This is a genomic window from Rubrivirga marina, assembly GCF_002283365.1.
Taxonomy (GTDB): Bacteria; Bacteroidota; Rhodothermia; order Rhodothermales; family Rubricoccaceae; genus Rubrivirga; species Rubrivirga marina.
In genome coordinates, this window is record NZ_MQWD01000001.1 from 4320731 (window position 1) to 4340095 (window position 19365).

Here is a 19365-nt window from a genome sequence, read left to right on the forward strand (position 1 = left end):
CAGGGGACGAACCGGGCGCGCGGGGCGGCGTAGGGCCGGTATGCCCCTCCGCCTCCCGCTCCTGGCCGTCGCCCTCGTCTTCCTCGGCGGGTGCGGCGGGCTCAAAGAGTCGCTCGTCGAGCGTGGGATCGCCGACCGCCGTGCCGAGGCGGGCCTGGAGACCCGCGAGGTCGTGGTCTCCGAACGGCCGGTGGCCTATCTCGAGCGGCCGGGGGCCGAGCCGGCGCTCGTGCTCGTCCACGGGTTCGGCGCCTCGAAGGACGCGTGGCTCGCGTTCGCGCGGGCCTACCCCGAGGGCCGACGGCTGCTGGCGCCCGACCTCGCCGGGCATGGCGGCTCGGTCCGCGATTCGTCCGTCGCCTACGACGCCGATCGGCTGGCGGACGAGGTCGGCGCGTGGCTCGACGCGGTGGCGCCCGGCGACGTTCATGTGGCCGGCAACTCGCTGGGCGGGGCCGTCGCCGCGCGGCTCGCCCTCGCGGGGCCCGACCGGGTCCGGCGGCTCGTGCTGATCGACGCGGCTGGCGTGCGCGGGCCGGAGCCGACGGCGCTCGACTCGGCGCTCGCGCGCGGCGAGGTGCCGCTCATCCCCACGACGCGGGCCGAGTACGACCGCTTCCTCGCCCTCGCCTTCGAAGGCGACCCCGGCATCCCCGGCCCCGCCCGCGACGTGCTCGCCGCCGACGTGGCCCGGCGCGCGCCGTTCCTCCGCGACCTGTTCCGGCAGATCGCCACCGAGTCCGACGCCATCCGCCCCCGCCTCGGCGAGATCGAGCAGCCGACGCTGGTGATATGGGGCGCCGAGGACCGCATCTTGAGCCCGTCGGCCGTCCCGCTCTGGGAGGACGGCCTCCCCGACGCCACGACTGCCGTGCTTCCCGGCGTCGGCCACGCGCCGATGCAGGAGCGGCCCGCCGAGACGGCCCGCCTCGTCACCGACTTCCTCCCCGCCGATGGCTGACGCCAAAAACCCCGTGATCGTCTGCGTCGACGACGACCCCGACGTCCTCCGCGCGATCGCCCGCGACCTCCGCCGCCGCTACGGCGACGCCTACCGCGTCCTCCGAGCCGACTCGGGCGCCGAGGCGCTCGACGCCGTCCGCGAGCTGGCCGGGAAGAACGAGCCCGTCGCCCTCGTCCTCTCCGACCAGCGGATGCCGGGGATGGACGGTGTCGGGCTCCTGAGCGAGGTGGCCAACCTCACGCCCAAGACGAAGCGCGTCCTCCTCACGGCCTACGCCGACACCGACGCGGCGATCTCGGCCATCAACGACAGCCGCGTCGACTACTACCTCCTCAAGCCCTGGGACCCGCCCGAGGCCAAGCTCTACCCGACGCTCGACGACCTCCTCGCCGACTGGAAGGCGAACCACCGGCCCGGCTACGGCGGCCTCCGCCTCCTCGCCGACCGCTGGAACGCCGACGCCCACCGGCTCCGCGACTTCCTCTCGCGCAACAACGTGCCGTACCGGTTCGAGGACGTCGAGCGCGACGCCGAGGCGGGCGCGCTCGCCGAGGGCGCCGGCCTCCCGCTCGTGATCCTGGAGGACGGCGACCGGCTGGAGGCCCCGTCGGCGCGCGACCTCGCAGCGCGGATCGGGCTCCGGCAGGAGGCCGAGCGGGCGTTCTACGACCTCGCCATCGTCGGCGGCGGGCCGGCCGGGCTGGCGTCGGCGGTCTACGGGGCGAGCGAGGGGCTCAAGACGGTGCTCCTCGAACGCGAGGCGCCGGGCGGGCAGGCGGGCACGTCGAGCCGGATCGAGAACTACCTCGGCTTCCCCGCCGGCCTCTCCGGGGCCGACCTCGCGCGGCGCGGCGTGGCCCAGGCCGAGCGGTTCGGCGTCGAGATCCTGGCGCCGGTCGAGGTCTCGGGCCTCCGGACCGACGGGCCGTACAAGATCCTCCAGATGAGCGACGGCCGCGAGATCTCGTGCGCCGCGCTCATGCTGGCGACCGGCGTCGACTGGCGGAAGCTGCCCGCCAGCGGGGCGCCCGAGTTCGAGGGCCGCGGCGTCTACTACGGGGCGGCCATGACGGAGGCGATGGGCTGCAAGGACCAGCACGTCGTCGTCGTCGGCGCCGGCAACTCGGCCGGCCAGGGCGCCCTCCACTTCGCCGACTACGCCGACCGGGTGACCGTGCTCGTCCGCGGCGACGACCTCGCCAAGAGCATGAGCCAGTACCTCGTCGACCGGATCGAGGCCCACGAGCGGATCGACGTCCGGCTCAACACGGAGGTCCAGTCGTGCGACGGCGACGGGCACCTCCAGCGCGTGTGCCTCGCCGACTGCAGGACGGGCGCGACGGAGACGTTCGACTGCAGCTACCTCTTCGTGTTCATCGGCGCGGCGCCGCACACCGACTGGCTCCCGCCGGAGATCGTGCGCGACGAGCGGGGGTTCGTCCGCACTGGGCCGGACCTGCGCGACGGCGACCTCGACGGGTGGCCGCTCGAACGGGACCCGTTCCTCCTCGAGTCGAGCGTGCCCGGCGTGTTCGTAGCCGGCGACGTCCGGCACGAGTCGGTCAAGCGGGTCGCGAGCGCCGTCGGCGAGGGCTCAGTCGCCGTCGCGTTCGTCCACCAGCACCTCGCGGCGCTGTAGCGACCACACCTCGTCGGCCAGCCAGCGCGCGGCGTCCTGGAGCGCGGGGACGTAGGCGGCCGGCTCGGTGTGCGTCAGCCCCTCGGCCGGGGCGTACACGACCGGCTTTCCCTCCGCCGCGAGCCGCGCGACGGCCCGCTCGGTGTCGAAGGCCGCGTAGAGCTCGTCCCGCGTCCCGTGGATCACGTAGACCGGGCGCCCGCCGCCGTCGGTGATGGGGTAGGCGGCCATCGCGATGCCGGCCGAGAACAGGTCGGGCGCCGCGGCCAGCGCGCTCCACGTGCCGAACCCGCCCTGGCTGTACCCGGTCACCGCCACGCGCCGGCGGTCGACGGGCCACGCGGCCACGGCCGCCTCGGTGAGCGCGCGGACGACCGCCACGGACTCGGGCGAGTCCCACTCGCGCCCCGGCCGGTCGGGGGCCACGACGATCGCGCCGAGGCCCGCGAGGCCGGGCGCGGCGAGGGCGCGGAGGTAGGTCTCGCCGTAGTACGGCGTGACGTCGCCCGACCAGTGGAGCGCGACGACGAGCGGGACGCGGGCGCCCGCCGTCAGCCCGTCGGGCACCGACAGCGTGAAGCGGACCGGGCCGTCATCGCCCTCGACCTCGACGCGCGAGACCCCCGGCGTGAGCGGGACGTCAGCGAGCGCGGCGGGGCCGAGGGGGCCGGCGTCGCAGGCGGCGAGGAGCAGCGCGAGGAGGACGAGGACGCGGGGCACGGGAGAGCGCGCGGGGCCGGCGAACGTACACGCCCCGCGCGCCGTCCGCGAGGCCAACCGGGGAACCCGAGATCGTTCCCTCCTCACGACTCTCCCCCCACGCGGCCCATGCCCTCCCCCGTCACCGGCCTCCACCACGTCTCGGCCATCACCGGCCCGGCCCAGCAGAACGTCGACTTCTACGCCGATACGCTCGGGTTCCGGCTCGTCAAGCAGACCGTCAACTTCGACGACCCGGGCACCTACCACCTCTACTACGCCGACGCGGAGGCCCGCCCGGGCTCCGTCCTGACGTTCTTCCCGTGGCCGGCGGGCCGGACCGAACGGGTCGGCGCGGGGCAGCCGACGGCGACGGCGTACGCGGTCCCCGTCGGCGCCGTCGACGCCTGGATGGACGCGCTCGCGGCGATCGGGCACGACGGATTCGACGCGCCGGCCGAGCGGTTCGGCGACCGGGTCCTCACCGTCCGTGACCCCAGCGGGATCGTCGTCGAGTTCGTTGAGGCCGGCGACGTCGACGGCCAGTGGACGACCGGGGGCGTCGGCGCCGACCGGCCGCCGGGCGCGTTCCACAGCGCGACGCTCCTCTCGGGAGACCCCGACGCGACGGCCCGCGTCCTCGCCGACGCGTTCGGCTACGAGGAGCACCGCCAGGAGGGCGACCGGCTCCGCCTCGTGAACCCGGCTGCCGACCGCGCCCGGTTCGTCGACCTCGACCTCGGCGACGCCGAGGCGGGCCGGATGGGCATCGGGACAGTCCACCACGTCGCCTTCCGCGTGCCCACCGACGAGGCCCAGGCCGAGGTCTCCAAGCGGCTCCGCGCGCTCGGGCTGGCACCGACCGAGGTCCGCGACCGCCAGTACTTCCGGTCGGTCTACGTCCGCGAGCCCGGCGGCGTCCTGTTCGAGGTGGCGACCGACCCGCCCGGCTTCGCCGTCGACGAGCCGGCCGACGCGCTCGGCCAGTCGCTCCAGCTGCCGCCCCAGTATGAGCCGCGGCGTGAGCGGATCGAGGCCGCGCTCGGCCCGCTCCGACTGCCGCCGGCAGGCCGGTGACTGAGGTTCGGGCCGGATCGCGTACCCTGGAGGGCCGCGCCCGCCCGAACCGCCATGGACCGTCGCTCCTTCGTCGCCCGCTCCGGCCTCGCCCTCGGGGCGCTCCCGCTCGCCGCTGCCCCGGCGCTGGCGTCCCGGCCCGCCCCGCCTCGGGCGTTCGACCCGACCGACTGGGAGAGCGTCCGCGACCAGTTCCCGCTCACGCGCGACCGGGTCCACATGGCGACGTTCCTACTCGCCAGCCACCCCCGGCCCGTCGCCGAGGCGATCGCCCGGCACCGCGACGCGTTCGACCGCGACCCCGCACACTACTGGGAAGAGCACTTCATGACGGCCGAGTGGGAACAGCGCGAGGCCGTCGCCGACTACCTCGACTCGGACCCGGCGCTCATCGCCCTCACCGACAGCACGACGATGGGGCTGGGCCTCGTCTACGGCACGCTCCGCCTCGGCGAAGGCGACGAGGTCCTCACGACGCCGCACGACCACTACTCGACGATCTACGCGCTGAAGCACCGCCAGGCGCGCGACGGCATCACGGTCCGGCGCGTGGCTCTCTACGACGACCCGGCCGCGACGGACCCCGACGAGGTCGTCGGGCGGATGCTCGCCGGCGTCACCGACCGGACGCGCGTCGTGGGCGTCACGTGGGCCCACTCCTCGACCGGCGTCAAGCTCCCCATCGCGCGGATGGCCGCCGCGCTCGGCGACGTCAACGTGGGCCGCGACGAGGCCGACCGCGTCCTCCTCGTGGTCGACGGCGTCCACGCGTTCGGGATCGAGGACGAGACGGCGCCCTCGCTCGGCGCCGACGTGCTCATCGCCGGCACGCACAAGTGGATGTTCGGCCCGCGCGGGACGGGCATCGTCCACGCGACGCGCGAGGCGTGGCGTCGGATGACGCCCGTGATCCCGAGCTTCGGCCCGGACGTCGGCGTGTGGCTGGGGGTCGTGCCCCCGGACGTGGTGACGCCGGGCGACACCTTCACGCCAGGCGGGTTCCACTCGTTCGAGCACCGGTGGGCGCTCGGCGAGGCGTTCCGGTTCCATCAGCGGATCGGGAAGGACCGGATCGAGGCGCGGATCCACGGGCTCAACACCCAGGCCAAGGACGCGCTGGCCGGGATGCGCCACGTCCGCCTCCTCACGCCGCGGTCGCCGGAGCTCTCGGCCGGCATCATCACGTTCGAGGTGAAGGGGCATGGGGCAGAGGCGGTCGTCGCGCACCTCCACGAGCGCGGCATCACGGGGAGTTCGAGCCCGTACCCCGTCTCCTATCCCCGGATCGCACCGGGCGCGCTCAACTCTCCGGCCGAGGTTGAGCGGACGGTCGCCGCGATCGCGGAGTTGGGGTAGCTCGCGGGTCTCGACCGCCACGCGCAGCGTCGCTACGTTCGCCCCATGCGCACGCTCCTCCTCGCCGCGCTGGCCGCGCTCTCTGCCAGCCCCGCCCTCGCCCAGCACGACCACGCCCAGCACGCCCCCGAGGTGGGCGATCCGCACGCCGTCGCCGAGGCGTTCGTCGTCACCGGCCTCCGCGTCGACGAAGCCGATCCCCCGGCGGGCAGCGGTGTCGGCCGTGCCGGGCTCCGATACGAGGACGGCGGCTACGTGTCGGTCGTCCACGGGAAGCCGTATGCGCGGGGGCGCCAGGTCTGGGGCGGCCTCGTCGGCTACGATACCGTCTGGGCGGCTGGCGCTCACCGCGCGACGGAGCTCGCGACGACGGTCCCGCTCCTCGTCGGCGGCACGCGCGTCGAGCCCGGCGTCTACGCCCTCTTCGTCACGCCCCGCGCCGACCGGTGGACGCTCCACGTCAACCGCGTCGCGGGCCAGCACCTCGCCGACGAATACGACGCAGCCGCCGACCTCGCCACCGTCGACGCTGCACCGTCGACGCCCGGAACGCCGGCCGAGGGTCTGACGTGGAGTTTTTCCGGCGACGGCCAGTCCCTCACGCTCGCCTGGGCCGACCGCGCCGCCGCGTTCCCGATCTCCCGCGCCCCTTGACCCCGCCCGCCTCGGTACCGAGGCGGGCCGCCTCGCCCCCCATGCCCGGCCCCCACGACGACCAGCCCCTCCTCCACGCCGGCGCCTCTCTCGCGGACGCCTCCGCCGCCGTCGTCCTCGTCCACGGCCGCGGCGACAGCGCGCAGGGCATCCTGGGCCTCGCGCGCGAGTTCGACCGGCCCGACGTCGCGTATCTCGCGCCGCAGGCGGCGGGCGGCGCGTGGTACCCGAACAGCTTCCTCGCCCCGCTCGAAGCCAACGAGCCCGGCCTCTCGTCCGGCATCGCCGCGGTCCTCCGGGCGGTCGCCGAGGCGGAGGCGGCCGGGATCCCACGCGAGCGGGTCGTGCTCGGCGGGTTCAGCCAGGGCGCATGTCTCGCGGCGGAGACGGCGGCGCGAAATGCCGGCCGCTGGGGCGGCGTGTTCGCACTCAGCGGCGGCCTCCTCGGCACCGGCCCGGGGCCGGCCGACGTGCCCCGCCTGCGGGGCATGGGCGGCTCCTACGCCGAAAAGGCGTTCGACTACAGCGGCGACTTCGAGGGCACGCCCGTCTTCCTCGGCTGCTCCGACGTCGACCCGCACATTCCCCTTGTCCGCGTCGAGACGACCGCCGCCGTCTATGCCCGCCTCGGCGCCGAGGTGGACGCCCGCGTGTACCCAGGCATCGGGCACACGATCGTCCATGATGAGATTTTGGCCATCAATAATATTACTGAATACTTGTAATAATATCTTGGAGCAAGTTTATGATATCATGGGAATCTGATTATTGGAGGTGGATTACGGCTCAAAATATCGATTGATATTCTTGTATCACCCTCTCTGCATCTGACTACTTCTTTAGGATGGCCCCCGTAAGCCTCGCAATCAATTCCGTCCATTCTGTACCTTAATCTATAGCTACATATAGTTTTACCTTCAAAATTGTTTGGTCTATCATATCTTACATCTGCATATATTGTGTTGTTCCTGATCTCCTGATCTGATATTTCACAGTTATCTCCAGCCATAACTTCCAGCAGAGTAATGTCGTTTCTTTCGTAAACTTCCCATTTTAATTTTTGTTTTTTGTTCATGTGACCCGTCTTTACGAATCTACATATGCAATAGTCTACAGTTTCATAATAGTCCACATAAATCAACTTGTGGGACAGACTGTATTCCTCTAGATCATAAAATGACTCCAGGTCAAACATGTCGTTCATATTTTCGAGTATCTAATGGATGGCTCGAACGACCTCTCGCATCCCATCGAATGCAGGATCGCCCCGAATCCCGGTGAAGGTGTGTCCTGCTTCTTTCGCGGCTCTCAGAGCAGTAGCTACGCTTTTTCGGTCCCCTAGGAAACCGAACACGCGCGCGGACTCAAACTGAACTTCCGGATCTGAGGGCGCAAGTCGAACCGCCGATAGAGCGTCCTGTCGAGCGCCTTCCGAGTTTCCTAGGCTGTGGCGGTACACGGCGCGCGCGACAAGCAGTGTAGGGTCGTTGGGGTTCACGGCGAGGCCCCGCTCGACTTGGCGGAGCGCACCCCGCATAGCCCGAGTCCACTGAGCGCGCTCTCCAGTCTCCCAGTACGCCGAAGCAAGGTTGCGCCACGTCTCATGGTCTAAGCTGTCGCTCGCCAGAATCTCGCTGTAGCGGCGAACTGCTTCTTTGTGGTCCCCCTGGTAGAGCAAGATGGTTGTCAGATTCTCCAGAGCCGACGGGTGGCTGGGCCGCAGTTCGAGAACTCGCTCGAAAGCTACCCGCGCGCCGTCGTAGTCGCCCGTCGATAATTGAACGGCGCCCAACCCCGAGTACCCCTGGTAGTTGGCACGCGCCAAGTCGATGACACGCTCGAACTGGACACGGGCATCGTCGAGCCGGAGTTGGCCGTAGTAGAACGAACCGAGATGAAAGAAACCCGACCATGACACCGGGTCCCGCCGGACTAGAGCTTGAAGTGTAGCCTCGGCCTGCTCATAGTCTGAGGCGGAGACTTGTGCATCTGCGAGCGCTCGCAGGGCCTCCGCCGTCGAGTCGAGGGCAAGCGCGTCACGGGCACGACGTATGGCGAGGCGATCCTGCCCCGTCGCGAGCGCCAACTGGGACAGTGTGACGAGAACCTCGCCGTTGTCCCCATCTAGGACTCGAGCGCGCTCGGCAGCCCGGCTCGCCAACCCGACTAGTGCCGTGTCGCGCGAGGCGACGTACTTGGCGAGGTACGCCTCACCCAACCGGGCGTAAGCTTCTGCAAACGCCGTATCCGACACGACGGCCTGTTGGAACAGGACGATGGCTCGGTCGACGTCCTCGACCTCGCGGTCACGCTGCAGAAAGCTCAGGCCTTGGAAATAGAAGTTCTGTGCCTCGGGGTCATCGGTGCCGATCGTGAGACGCGCGGCAGTGGCGTCCGAGATCTCGAACTCCAGCATCTCGGCGATCGCCAGGAGCGCGCGGCCCCGGATGCTGCTCTCCTCCGCACGGCCTATCTCGACGGTCTCCGTGTCCAAAATTCGGGACCGCCGGTCCGTCGACACGAGGGCCAGCGTGAGAGAGAGCCGGTCCTCGTCGCGCCAGAGGGTACCGGTGAGCACGAGGTTGACGCCGAGCACCGTCCCGGCCTGCTGGGGCGTGGTCACACGGTGCTCGCGCACGTCGGCGACCGACTCCACAGACATCTCCCGGTCGGGCTGTGCCATCTTCCGGACGCCGTTTGCCAGTTCCTCCGCGAGTCCCTCGGCGAACGCCCGCGCGTCCGGCCCATCGGGCTGGGGCGTCGGAGGGAGCACGGCGAGATGGATCGACGCCGGCAGCGTTGGGCGCGCCGACGCGCGCGACGTCCACAGCCCCAGGCCGAGCAGTCCCACGAGCGCCAGCGCCGCGACCGCCACCGCGCGCCGCGACTGGCGGAGCCAGCCGACCCACGCGGCCATGCCGACCACCTCGGCGGCTGGGGAGACCGGCGCGTCCGAACGAGAAACGCCGACGAGCGCGTCGCCCAGCGCCGCGGCGTCGGCGTACCGGCGGTCGGGGTCTTTCGCGAGGCACCGCATCACGACCGCGTCCACCTCGGGTGGCACGTCGGCGTGGGCGCTTGGGGGCGCGGGCTCCTCGTGGAGGACGGCGTAGAGGACGGCCGCTCCGTAGGGCGCTACGAAGGGGGTCCGGCCGGTTAGCATCTCGTAGAGGACCACGCCGAGGGACCACACGTCGGAGCGTGCGTCCACGCGGCCCCGGGCCTGCTCGGGGGCGGCGTACTCCAGCGTCCCGGCCGTCTCGCCGGTCCGCGTCAGGGACACGTCGGGCACCTTGGCGATCCCGAAGTCGAGCACCTTCGGCGTGCCGTCCTCACACAGGAACACGTTCGACGGCTTGAGGTCGCGGTGGACGATGCCGCGGGCGTGGGCAGCGGCGACGCCGGCCGCGACGCCGCGCGCGATGCGGACGGCCTCCTCGGCGACCACCGGGCCGCGCGCCAGCCGCTCGGCGAGCGTCTCGCCCTCGTAGCACGCCAGCGCGATGTACGGCCGCCCGGCGTCCGTCTCGGCCACCTCGTAGACGGTGCACACGTTGGGGTGGTCGAGCGTCGCGGCGGCCCGGGCCTCGACGAGCAGCCGGGCCGTCGCGGTCTCGTCCCGGCGGCCCGCCGGGAGGAACTTGAGCGCGACCTGACGGCCCAGGCGCGTGTCCTCCGCCCGGTAGACAACGCCCATCCCGCCGCGCCCCAACTCCCCGAGAACCCGATACGGTCCCACCCGCTCGCCGAGCAGGGTCGCCGCGCCGAAAGTGTGAGCCGGTGCGTCCACGACGGGGGACGAATATCTGACCGAACGTACGACGTCAAGCGTCCCCGACCATAGGCCGAGGCCCGCTTTTGTCATCGCCGCAGGCGATTCCTCCTGTGGGCGTAAGCTCTCCCGTCGAAATGACTTCTCCGGTAGGCCCCTCTCCCCTGCCCATGCCGTTCGTCCTCGCCGCCGGCGCCGTCCCCCCGTTCCTCGTCGAGGTCGTGGCCATCGTGGCCGCGGCGGCGCTCGTGGCCTACGTCAGCCAGCGGGTCGGCCTTGTGCCCATCGTGGGCTTCCTGCTGGCGGGCGTGCTGATCGGGCCGAGCGGGCTGGGCGTCGTGACCGACCCGGAGCTGATCGATGCGGCGGCCGAGGTCGGCGTCTTGCTCCTCCTGTTCACGATCGGGATCGAGTTCTCGCTCGACAAGCTCCAGAAGATCCAGCGGCTCATCTTCGTCGGCGGCGGGCTCCAGGTCGGGCTGACGACCCTGCTCGTGGCCGGGCTGTGCCTCGCGTTCGGCGTCGGCTGGCGACCGGCGATCTTCACGGGCTTCCTCGTCGCCCTGAGTTCGACGGCCATCGTGACGAAGCTGCTCGGCGACCGGGGCGAGACGAACACCGAGGTGGGCCAGGGCGCGGTCGGGCTGCTGATCTTCCAGGACCTCGCCGTGATCCTGATGGTCCTCCTCGTGCCCGCGCTCGGCGGCGAGGGCGTGACGGGCCTCGACCTCGGGATCGCGCTGGGCACGGCCGCGGCGATCATCGTGTTCGTCCTCGTCGTCGCCCGGCGGATCCTGCCGCCGCTGTTGGAGCACGTCGCGCGGAGGTGCTCGCCGGAGCTCTTCCTGCTGACCGTCATCGCGATCTGCTTCGGGACGGCCTACGCGGTCGGGCTGGCGGGCGTGTCGATCTCGCTGGGCGCGTTCCTGGCGGGCCTCGTCGTGAGCCAGAGCCGGTTCTCGGAGCACGCGCTGTCGGAGATCCTCCCGCTCCAGATCCTGTTCTCGGCGACGTTCTTCGTGTCGGTCGGCCTCCTCCTCGACCTCGGCTTCCTGGTGAACAACCTCGGCCTCGTGCTCGGCGCGCTCGCGGTCGTCGCGCTCGTGAAGCTGGCGACGACGTTCGTGGCGGTCCGCGCGGTCGGAAGGGCGGCGCCAGCGGCGGCGGCGACGGCGCTGTGGCTGGCGCAGGTCGGCGAGTTCTCGTTCGTGTTGGAGCGGTCGGGCCGCGAGGTTGGCCTCGCGCCGCTCGGGTCGGACGCCATCGGCGGCCCGCTCTTCATCGCGGCGACCGTCATCTCGATGGCGCTCACGCCGGTCGCCGCGCCCTACGCCGGGCGGATGGCGGCCGGGCTCCGGCGGATGACCTCCGACGCCACGCCCGAGCCGACCGAGGCGGAGGCGGTCGAGGCGGCCGGCCATTTTTCGGACCTCGAGAACCACACGATCGTGGCCGGCTACGGCGACGCCGCGCGGAAGCTGGTCCACGTCCTCGAGGGCTCGGGCGTCCCGTTCGCCGTCGTCACGCTTTCGCCGGAGGGCGCTCGGGAGGCGGAGGAATCGGGGCTCCGCGTCCTCCGCGGCGACTACGCCAAGCGCCACATCCTCGAGGCCGTCGGGCTCCAGCGCGCGAAGATGCTCGTCGTCCCGGACGACAACCCGGCCATGACGCACCGCGTGGTGTCCGTCGCCCGGGCCCTCAGCCCGACGACCCGGATCGTCGCATCGGTCCCGTCGCTGCACGACGCCGAGGAGTTGGTCGAAGCCGGCGCAGATCGGGCCATCGCGACCGAGTTCGAGGCCGTCGTCGGCCTGTTCGACGACGTCCTCCGGCGCTACCAGGTGGCGCCGGCCGAGATCCTCCGCCACGAGGAGACGCTCCGCCGGGGGAGCTACGAGGCGTTCGACGCCGACGTCATGGACACGCCGGCCGTCCGCTGCGAGCTCGCCGCCGACTGTTTCTCCACGCGCACCGTCACGATCCGCACCGGCGCCCGCGCCGCCGGTCAGTCCCTCGCCGCCCTCCAGCTCGACGAGCGGCTCCTCCACGTCACCCAGGTCTCGCGCGACGGCGACGTGACGCGCGAGCCGGGCGGCGGCTTCGTCCTCCGGGCCGGCGACGAGGTCCTCTTCGGCGGCACGCCGCAGGCGCTCATCGACGCCGGGGACCTCTTCCGCGTCACCGACGGTCGGACGCCCGCCCTCCCCGCCCCGCCGCCCATGCCCACGCAGCGCGCCGACTGGATCGACACCTCGGCCCCGGTCCACCTCGACCCCGACCCCGACGCCGGGTGCACCCACCTCGACCACGTCCACGACGTGACGCCCGGGACCCAGGGGTGCGAGGAGTGCCTGGAGCGCGGCGACCGGTGGGTCCACCTCCGCGTGTGCCTCGAATGCGGCCACGTCGGCTGCTGCGACTCATCGCCCAACAAGCACGCGACGAAGCACTACCACCGGACGGGCCACCCCGTCGTGCGGAGCATCGAGCCGGGCGAGACGTGGGGCTGGTGCTACGAAGACGAGGTGATGCTGTAGGGCGCGCTCCTCTCGTGGGGACCCGCTCCCTCCGCCTCGGCGCCGAGGCGGACGGCCTCCCGCCCTCTCTACGCGTCGGCCAGCGGGAGCACGGCGGTCACGGTCGTCCCTTGGTGGGGCACCGAGTCGACCTCGAGTTGGCCGCCGGCCAGGCCGAGGCGGTGGCGGAGCTCGCTCAGGCCCAGGCCGGTCGCGTCCGCGGAGTCGTGGTCGTCGAACCCCTCGCCCTCGTCGCGGACCGAGAGGTGGCAGCCCTCCGCGTCGCACCACGCCCGGACCCACGCCTCCCCGGTCCCGGCGTGCTTGACGACGTTGAACAGGAGCTCGCGGGCGACGCGCGTAAGCAGCGACCGGACTCCGTGCGACGGCATCGTCCCGGCCGACGTCACGTCGAGGTGGACGGTCAGGCCGTAGCGCTGGCGGGCGTAGTCCGCGACCCAGCCGAGCGCGGCGCCGACGCCGTCGTCGAAGAGCGACGGCGGGTGGAGCTCGGTGGCGAGCAGGCGCGTCTGGTTGATGGCCTCGTCGACGTAGCCCTCGACGCGGTCGCCGAGGCCGTCGGCCCCGCCGGCCGCCCGCGACAGGAGGTCGACGTGGATCTTGAGGCCGTAGAGCGTCTGCTGGACGTCGTCGTGGAGCAGCTGGGCGACCCGCTCGCGCTCTCGGAGCTCGGCCTCGGAGAGCGACCGGGCGAGAGACTCGACCTGATGGGCGCGGTCCCGGAGCGCGGCCGTCTGCTCGTCCACGCGGTCTTGGAGCTCGGCGTTGAACCGCTGGACGCGGTCGAGGAGGTCGCGCACGCGGAGCTGCTGGCGGCGGGCCTCGACGGCGAGCCGGACGACCGACCGGAACGCGACCGGCTGGATCGGCCGCTCGAGCACGGTCACATGCCGGCGCCCGCCCAGCAGGCCGGTCAGCCCGAGGTAGTCGCCGGCGCTCCACCCCGCGTCGACGAACAGGACGAACGGGAGCTCGGACCAGTCGGGCTCGCCGGCCAGGGCCTCGGCGAGCACCTCGATGCCGGGCAGCGAGAGCGCCTCGCCCGTCAGCACGACGGCGCCCGCGTCGGGCCGGCCGACGGACGTGCAGAGGCCGGGCGCGTCGGGCAGCGACACGACCTCGAGGTCGTCGTCGGTCAGCACGCGCCCCACGAGCTCCGCGTCGCGGCCGACCGGGGTAAGGACGAGGGCCGCCAGCCGCTGGGCCGGCGTCGTGCCGTTGCTAAGTGATGCGAGGGGCCCCATTAACCGTCAAGAACGCCGGGCCCAAGTGGGAGATGCGCTCGGGCACCCTGAACCCCGAGTGAGGGAATCCCCCGCTAGAGAGACGTCCCGTCCACGAAGGCCGCGAGGCCGGTCAGGACGCCCTGGTAGTCGGTGATCGCGTCGCCGACGGCCATCCCGTCGTCGCTCATCACGAACTGGCGGACGCGCCGGTCGTGCCCGCCGCGCCGCCGCTTGACCACGGCGATGGCCTTGCGGATCTCGCCGCGAGCCTCGTAGTGCTGGAGCAGGAGGACCGTGTCGGCGACGTAGCTGATGTCGATCTGGGGCGCCGTCGCGTCACCGAGAAGCCCGTGCTCGGGGACCGTCAGGAGCGTGACGACGCCTCGCCCGCCGAGGTAGGCCAGGAGGTCGTGGAGCTGGCTCGCTGCGCGGTCGGCGCCGGGGCAGGCGTGCGTGAAGCCCGTCAGGCTGTCGATGACGACGAGCCGGACGCCCGCCTCGACGTCACGGTGGACGCGGTCGATGAACCGGCCGGTGGTCATGATCGAGGCGCTGAGCTCCTGGACCTGGAGCACGTCCCCCATCGACCGGAGGTCGTACCCCAGGCCCTCCATCCGGTCGAGGAGCGTCCGCTTCCGCTCGTCGAAGGTGTAGATCGCCGCCGGCGCCCCGCCCTCGGCGGCGGCCACGGCGTAGGAGGCCGCCAGCGACGACTTGCCGGTCCCCGAGACGCCGACGACGACGCACGACGCGCCGGGGTCGAGCCCCCCGTCCAGCATCGCGTCGAGGCCGTCGATCCGGCTCGACCGCGAGGCCCCCACCTCGCCCGCCTCGGCCCGTTCGTCGGCGCCCTCGTCCTTCAGCCGCATCGTGAGGCTCGGGTACACCTCGAGCCCGCCGTGCAGGATCCGGAAGTCGTGGTACCCCGTCGGGTGGTCGACGCCGCGGATCTTGGGGATCTGGAGCCGGCGGTAGACCTGCCCGTACTGGGGCGCGTCGCGCTCGAGCCGGACGACGCCGTGCATGATCGAGTACACCGCGCTGTCGCCGTCGCTGGCGCTGTAGTCGTCGAGGAGGAGCGTGGTCACGTCACGCTGGCCGAGCGCGTGCTTGAGCGCGAGGAACCGGCGGCGGCTCCGGAGCCCGTCGCCCGACAGCAGGCGGAGCTCGGCGGCCGAGTCGAGGACGAGCCGGGCCGGCCGGACCGACCCGACGGCGCCCAGGACGGTGTCCATCAGGTCCACGAGGTCGACGTCGCCGGCGGGGAAGAGCGTGTGGTCGGAGGCGTGGAGGTCGAGCCCGCCGGACTCCACGTCGAGCACGTCGACGCCCTCGAGGTCCCACCCGTGCGAGTCGGCGATGGCGAGGAGCTCGTCGCGACGCTGCGACAGCGTGACGTACAGGACGCGCTCGCCCGCCTCGACGGCGGCGCGGCAGAAGTGGAGCGCGAACGTGGTCTTGCCGGTCCCGGGTCGACCTTCGAGGAGGTACATCCGCCCGGCAGGAAAGCCACCGCCGAGCAGCACGTCGAACCCCGGAACGCCGGACGAAACACGAGAGGACACGGTCGGGGTCACGGGCCAGGGTGAACGGGATCGGCCCGGGAGTATACCAGGCGCACACATATCGGCGCACGCCCGGTTCCCTTTCCGTCTCGCCGTTAGCCTTCGCGCATCAGCTTCCACGCGCACGGAACGCCCCGTACACGGCCTCGCGGACCCCGTGGTGGAGCCCGACGCCGTCGAACGGCATGAGCTGGACGAAGAGGACCGCCGTGAGCTCGTTCACCGGGTCCACCCAGAACAGCGTGCTCGCCGCGCCGTCCCAGAAGAACTCGCCGACCGTCCCCGGATTCTCGTCGGCGGAGGCCGGGGGCCGGACACGAACCGCAAAATCGATCCCGAACCCGACCTGTCCCTTGCTGGGCAGCCACATGCGCTGGGTCACGGCGTCGTCCAGGTGGCTCGTCGCCATAAGACGGACGGTCTCGGGCTGGAGGATCCGGACGCCGTCGAGCACGCCGCCGTTCAGCAGCATCTGCGCGAAGCGCGAGTAGTCGTCGAGGGTCGACGTGAGCCCCCAGCCGCCGGGCGTCAACGGCCACGCCTGTGTGTTGAACACGTCGATGCCGTCGATGGGCGAGAGCGCGCCGTCGTCGCCGCGGCGATAGACGGCGGCCATCCGGTCCCGGTCGGCCTCGGGGACGACGTAGCGGGTCTCGCTCATCCCGAGCGGGGCCAGCACGTGCTCGCGGACGTACTCGGCGTACGGCTGCCCGGAGATCCGCTCGACCAGAAACGCCTGGAGGTCGACCGACGGCCCGTAAGCCCACTGCTCGCCGGGGTGGAACCCGAGCGGGACGCTCGCGAACTGGCGGGCCATGGTCTCGAGCGTGTTCTCGCGGTTCATCGGGTCGGCCTCGCGGAGCATCGCCGCCAGGGCCTCGTGCCCGCCGTCGGCGCCGATGCCAGCCGTGTGCCGCGTGAGGTCGCGGATGGTGACCGGCCGGCGCGGCGCCTCGAGGATCGGCTGGCCGTCGGCGTCCACGCCCGCGTAGACCACGACGTCGGCGAACTCCGGGGCGTAGTCGGCGAGCGGGTCGTCGAGGTCGAAGGCGCCGGCCTCCCACAGCGTCATCAGCGCGACGCCGGTGACGGGCTTCGTCATCGAGTAGACCTGGACGATGGCGTTGCGGGTCATCGGCACGTCCGCCTCGCGGTCGGCGTGGCCGTAGGCGCCGACATAGGCCTCCTCTCCCCGCTCTAGGACGAGGGCCGAGACGCCCACCACGTCGCCCCGCTCGACGAACCCGGCCAGCGTGGCGTCGAGGCGGGCCACCGCGGCCTCGTCGACCACGCGCGGGAGGTCGGGCGCCCTGGGTTGCGCGCGGGCGGAGGCGACGAGGAGGAGCGCAGCGACGATCGCCGACGGGATGCGGAGCATGGGTGGTGGGGCTGTACCGTCCAGAATAGCGCCTCCAACCCGCTCCGCCGTGGCACCCGTGTGCACGTCGCTCGCGACTCAGGGCAGCTCCGCTCTCCCCCGCAGGTCCCGCCACGACGGGTTCGCGGCGTTGACGAGCGCCACCTTCTTGCTCCGCCGCCAGCCCTTCAGCTGCTTCTCCCGCGCGATGCCATCGCGCGCCTCCGGGTACGACTCGACGTAGATGAGCCGGTCGAGCGCATAGCGCCCCGTGAACCGCTCGTCCCCGCTGGCCACGTGCTCCGCCAGCCGCCGCTCCAGATTGTTCGTCACTCCAACGTACAGCGTCCCCGAGCGGTTGGTGAGCATGTAGACCCAGTACGTGCGCGCCGCTCCCATACCGCACGATAGCGTGCCGCCATCATCCAGCACCCTCCCCTCCCCGTGTCATCCTGAGCGAGCGGAGCGAGTCGAAGGATCTTTTGGTGCGATGAGGTCTCTCGCTGACACAGAGAGGGCGGTCCGTGCGTGGTGCTCGCCAGAGATCCTTCGACTCCGGGCTGCGTCCTCCGCTCAGGATGACACGTCTGAAGCGCCGCGCGGGCGGACGTGGCGACGCCCCGGGTCCCTCCGCCTCGACGCCGAGGCGGACGGGGTCAGGCGAACTGGAGCCGGCGGCCCTTCGGCGTTGGGATCTCGCGGCCCAGTTCCCGCGCCGTCTCGATCCACTCTCGCATGATGACCTGCACGGTCTCCATTACCTCCGTGTACGTCTCCCCATCGGCCATGCACCCGGGTAGTTCCGGGACCTCGGCAAGATATGCCTCGTCCTCGTCGCTCCAGTAGACGATGACTTCGTAGCGGAGGTCAGGGGTTTCCATCGGGAACGAGGCGATAGGCGACAAGCAGAGTCCGGACCTGCTTCACTTGGTACGACTTGGCAGCAGTGCCCTTCGGCTGGAGATTCAAGATCTCTGGAACACCAGGGTAGCTGAATATATGATGGCTCCCCTTGACCCTCTCCTCGAACCCGAGCCGGAGGAGGATGCGGCGCACCTCCTCGAACGAGAAGCTAGCGTCTGATGTACCACGGAGGAGGCGTTCGAGAGCTTTTGCTGCCTTGGACATGGCACGAGCCGGAGTGTGGGTAAAGGTGGAAAACGATTGGTTGCAACCACCGCCCCGGCATCCCTACCATGAGGTCCCCACCTCGGTAGCGATCGGTCCGGAAGCGGACGGTCGCGTCGAACTTCCACCCCGTTGCGACTCATCGCGGCGGGGTGGTTTTTAGGTTCGCGCTTCACGGCGACGGTAGCAACCGTCATCCGTCCACGGCTTATCCACAGCGTGGGTGAATCGGCCTCTCCCGCCTCGGTCGCCCCCTCAGCGCGCCCGGGCGGCCCGAGTCGCTCCGTCCTCTATCTCCAGAGGCACTCGGATAATGGTTCCTCCTCTTTGTGCTCTCCCAGCGCTCGCAGGAGCCACTTAGGACCTATCCGAAAAGGTAGTCGTCGGCTGAGATCGGGCATCGGCGCCAGACGATCACGGCACACGCCAGGTGGAGCAAGGCCGCGAAGTTCTCGGCCTTCTTCTCCCACCGGATTAGCAGCCGCCGGAACCGGTTGAGCCACGAGTGCGCCGCCTCGACGACCCATCGTCGTGCCCGGTACCCCGGCATCTTCAGCGCCAGCTTCTCGTCGCCTCGGCTCAGGATGTGGGTGACGTACCCCGATGCGCTCAGCGCCGAGCGGACCGAATCGAAGTCGTACCCCTTGTCGGCGCACAGGTGCTGCTCGGCCTCGAACGACACGACGGCCATCGAGTCGAGCACGGGCTCGACCTGCGTCATGTCGTTGCGGTTGGCGCCGGTCACGACGAGCCCGACCGGGAGCCCGTGGCCTTCGGTGAGCAGGTGGCGCTTGGTGCCCGACTTGCCGCGATCCGTCGGGTTGGGGCCGGTCGCCGCGCCCCCGAGCGGCGCCTTCGTCGTCGCCCCGTCGATCGCTTGCCACGTCCAGTCGAGCCCGACGGAGGCGTCGAACTCGACGAGTCCCGTCGCCCAGAGGTGAGCGAAGACGTCGGCCTCGGCCCACTCCTGGAACCGGTCGTGGACGGTCGAGGCCGCCCCGAGACACCGTGGCAGCGCCTTCCACTGGATGCCGGTGGTGAGCACGTAGAAGATCGCGGCGAAGACCTCGCGGTCGGGCTTCCGGGGTCGGCCTCCACCGGGTGGCTCGGGGAGCAGCGGCTCGACGGCGGCCCAGAGTTCGGGGGGCGGCAGGAAGCGGGCGTCGATCTCAGACTCGAAGTCGGGCGCGCTAGCTTGAGCGCGTGCGGGCGTCGCGGGCACGTCGGGCGTGAGGAGAGGTAAGAGTCCCTCAAGCTAGACGGCCGGGCGCCCGCACCCTTTTCGGATAGGTCCTTAGGCTACATCGCAGCGCAAGAAGAAACGCCCCCGGCTCCAAAGAACCGGGGGCGCCCGCCTCGGCACAGTCACCGAGGCAGCCAAAGCCGGAGGG

17 protein-coding genes are annotated in these 19365 nt (G+C 71.3%); 7 read left to right on the top strand and 10 right to left on the bottom strand.

Annotated elements, in window-relative coordinates:
- Nucleotides 1-40: 40 nt before the first annotated feature.
- Both BSZ37_RS18480 and BSZ37_RS18485 read left to right on the top strand, forming a co-directional pair.
- On the top strand, nt 41-961 hold the full coding sequence (locus BSZ37_RS18480; protein ID WP_095511971.1) for an alpha/beta fold hydrolase: 921 nt from the start codon (nt 41-43) through the stop codon (nt 959-961).
- Nucleotides 954-2603 carry an NAD(P)/FAD-dependent oxidoreductase gene (locus tag BSZ37_RS18485; protein ID WP_095511972.1) on the top strand — a complete coding sequence of 550 codons (1650 nt, stop codon included), beginning with the start codon at nt 954-956 and terminating at the stop codon, nt 2601-2603. The genes BSZ37_RS18480 and BSZ37_RS18485 overlap by 8 nt, the downstream gene beginning before the upstream one ends.
- On the opposite strand, the gene BSZ37_RS18490 is transcribed toward BSZ37_RS18485, so the two are convergent.
- The gene (locus BSZ37_RS18490) at nt 2559-3323 is read right to left on the bottom strand and encodes a carboxylesterase family protein (protein ID WP_179299752.1); all 765 of its coding nucleotides are present in this window, start codon (nt 3321-3323) and stop codon (nt 2559-2561) included. The genes BSZ37_RS18485 and BSZ37_RS18490 overlap by 45 nt on opposite strands.
- Before the next feature lie 108 nt (nt 3324-3431).
- On the opposite strand from BSZ37_RS18490, the gene BSZ37_RS18495 reads away from it, so the two are divergent.
- The 4 genes from BSZ37_RS18495 to BSZ37_RS18510 are packed head-to-tail and all read left to right on the top strand — an operon-like array spanning nt 3432 to nt 7114.
- On the top strand, nt 3432-4379 hold the full coding sequence (locus BSZ37_RS18495) for a ring-cleaving dioxygenase (RefSeq protein ID WP_095512452.1): 948 nt from the start codon (nt 3432-3434) through the stop codon (nt 4377-4379).
- A 54-nt stretch (nt 4380-4433) separates the two neighbouring features.
- Nucleotides 4434-5735 carry an aminotransferase class V-fold PLP-dependent enzyme gene (locus BSZ37_RS18500; protein ID WP_095511974.1) on the top strand — a complete coding sequence of 434 codons (1302 nt, stop codon included), beginning with the start codon at nt 4434-4436 and terminating at the stop codon, nt 5733-5735.
- A 45-nt stretch (nt 5736-5780) separates the two neighbouring features.
- Complete coding sequence (locus BSZ37_RS18505; protein ID WP_095511975.1) at nt 5781-6389, top strand: DUF2911 domain-containing protein; 609 nt, start codon at nt 5781-5783, stop codon at nt 6387-6389.
- Between the two features lie 41 nt (nt 6390-6430).
- Nucleotides 6431-7114 carry an alpha/beta hydrolase gene (locus tag BSZ37_RS18510; protein WP_095511976.1) on the top strand — a complete coding sequence of 228 codons (684 nt, stop codon included), beginning with the start codon at nt 6431-6433 and terminating at the stop codon, nt 7112-7114.
- A 26-nt stretch (nt 7115-7140) separates the two neighbouring features.
- Here the strand turns inward: BSZ37_RS18510 and BSZ37_RS21645 are convergent, their stop codons facing one another.
- Nucleotides 7141-7593, bottom strand: a complete 453-nt coding sequence (locus BSZ37_RS21645; protein WP_143537731.1) for a hypothetical protein — start codon at nt 7591-7593, stop codon at nt 7141-7143.
- Nucleotides 7594-7605: 12 nt separating this feature from the next.
- Nucleotides 7606-10254 carry a protein kinase domain-containing protein gene (locus BSZ37_RS18515; RefSeq protein WP_095511977.1) on the bottom strand — a complete coding sequence of 883 codons (2649 nt, stop codon included), beginning with the start codon at nt 10252-10254 and terminating at the stop codon, nt 7606-7608.
- A 77-nt stretch (nt 10255-10331) separates the two neighbouring features.
- Between BSZ37_RS18515 and BSZ37_RS18520 the strand changes: the two genes are divergently transcribed.
- Nucleotides 10332-12698, top strand: a complete 2367-nt coding sequence (locus BSZ37_RS18520; protein ID WP_179299754.1) for a cation:proton antiporter domain-containing protein — start codon at nt 10332-10334, stop codon at nt 12696-12698.
- A 68-nt stretch (nt 12699-12766) separates the two neighbouring features.
- On the opposite strand, the gene BSZ37_RS18525 is transcribed toward BSZ37_RS18520, so the two are convergent.
- The 7 genes from BSZ37_RS18525 to BSZ37_RS18555 form a co-directional block, all read right to left on the bottom strand.
- Nucleotides 12767-13942, bottom strand: a complete 1176-nt coding sequence (locus BSZ37_RS18525) for a sensor histidine kinase (protein WP_095511979.1) — start codon at nt 13940-13942, stop codon at nt 12767-12769.
- A 74-nt stretch (nt 13943-14016) separates the two neighbouring features.
- Nucleotides 14017-15489 (bottom strand): ATPase domain-containing protein, encoded by a 1473-nt coding sequence (locus BSZ37_RS18530; protein ID WP_179299755.1) that lies wholly within the window; start codon nt 15487-15489, stop codon nt 14017-14019.
- 109 nt (nt 15490-15598) lie between these two features.
- On the bottom strand, nt 15599-16867 hold the full coding sequence (locus BSZ37_RS18535) for a serine hydrolase domain-containing protein (protein ID WP_095511981.1): 1269 nt from the start codon (nt 16865-16867) through the stop codon (nt 15599-15601).
- Between the two features lie 78 nt (nt 16868-16945).
- Complete coding sequence (locus tag BSZ37_RS18540) at nt 16946-17215, bottom strand: GIY-YIG nuclease family protein (RefSeq protein ID WP_218830561.1); 270 nt, start codon at nt 17213-17215, stop codon at nt 16946-16948.
- Between the two features lie 287 nt (nt 17216-17502).
- Nucleotides 17503-17727 carry a type II toxin-antitoxin system HicB family antitoxin gene (locus tag BSZ37_RS18545; protein ID WP_095511983.1) on the bottom strand — a complete coding sequence of 75 codons (225 nt, stop codon included), beginning with the start codon at nt 17725-17727 and terminating at the stop codon, nt 17503-17505.
- Nucleotides 17714-17974, bottom strand: coding sequence for a type II toxin-antitoxin system HicA family toxin (locus BSZ37_RS18550; RefSeq protein WP_095511984.1), 261 nt, complete (start codon nt 17972-17974; stop codon nt 17714-17716). Before BSZ37_RS18550 ends, BSZ37_RS18545 begins: the two co-directional genes overlap by 14 nt.
- A gap of 364 nt (nt 17975-18338) precedes the next feature.
- Complete coding sequence (locus BSZ37_RS18555) at nt 18339-19142, bottom strand: IS5 family transposase (RefSeq protein ID WP_425442620.1); 804 nt, start codon at nt 19140-19142, stop codon at nt 18339-18341.
- Nucleotides 19143-19365: the final 223 nt, after the last annotated feature.

Bases quoted from the DNA above. Each gene is read 5' to 3' on its own strand.
- BSZ37_RS18535 (WP_095511981.1), bottom strand. From the start codon at position 16,867: ATGCTCCGCATCCCGTCGGCGATCGTCGCTGCGCTCCTCCTCGTCGCC.
- BSZ37_RS18550 (WP_095511984.1), bottom strand. From the start codon at position 17,974: ATGTCCAAGGCAGCAAAAGCTCTCGAACGCCTCCTCCGTGGTACATCA.
- BSZ37_RS18505 (WP_095511975.1), top strand. From the start codon at position 5,781: ATGCGCACGCTCCTCCTCGCCGCGCTGGCCGCGCTCTCTGCCAGCCCC.
- BSZ37_RS18525 (WP_095511979.1), bottom strand. From the start codon at position 13,942: ATGGGGCCCCTCGCATCACTTAGCAACGGCACGACGCCGGCCCAGCGG.
- BSZ37_RS21645 (WP_143537731.1), bottom strand. From the start codon at position 7,593: ATGAACGACATGTTTGACCTGGAGTCATTTTATGATCTAGAGGAATAC.
- BSZ37_RS18480 (WP_095511971.1), top strand. From the start codon at position 41: ATGCCCCTCCGCCTCCCGCTCCTGGCCGTCGCCCTCGTCTTCCTCGGC.
- BSZ37_RS18495 (WP_095512452.1), top strand. From the start codon at position 3,432: ATGCCCTCCCCCGTCACCGGCCTCCACCACGTCTCGGCCATCACCGGC.
- BSZ37_RS18520 (WP_179299754.1), top strand. From the start codon at position 10,332: ATGCCGTTCGTCCTCGCCGCCGGCGCCGTCCCCCCGTTCCTCGTCGAG.
- BSZ37_RS18510 (WP_095511976.1), top strand. From the start codon at position 6,431: ATGCCCGGCCCCCACGACGACCAGCCCCTCCTCCACGCCGGCGCCTCT.
- BSZ37_RS18485 (WP_095511972.1), top strand. From the start codon at position 954: ATGGCTGACGCCAAAAACCCCGTGATCGTCTGCGTCGACGACGACCCC.
- BSZ37_RS18500 (WP_095511974.1), top strand. From the start codon at position 4,434: ATGGACCGTCGCTCCTTCGTCGCCCGCTCCGGCCTCGCCCTCGGGGCG.
- BSZ37_RS18545 (WP_095511983.1), bottom strand. From the start codon at position 17,727: ATGGAAACCCCTGACCTCCGCTACGAAGTCATCGTCTACTGGAGCGAC.
- BSZ37_RS18540 (WP_218830561.1), bottom strand. From the start codon at position 17,215: ATGCTCACCAACCGCTCGGGGACGCTGTACGTTGGAGTGACGAACAAT.
- BSZ37_RS18515 (WP_095511977.1), bottom strand. From the start codon at position 10,254: ATGACAAAAGCGGGCCTCGGCCTATGGTCGGGGACGCTTGACGTCGTA.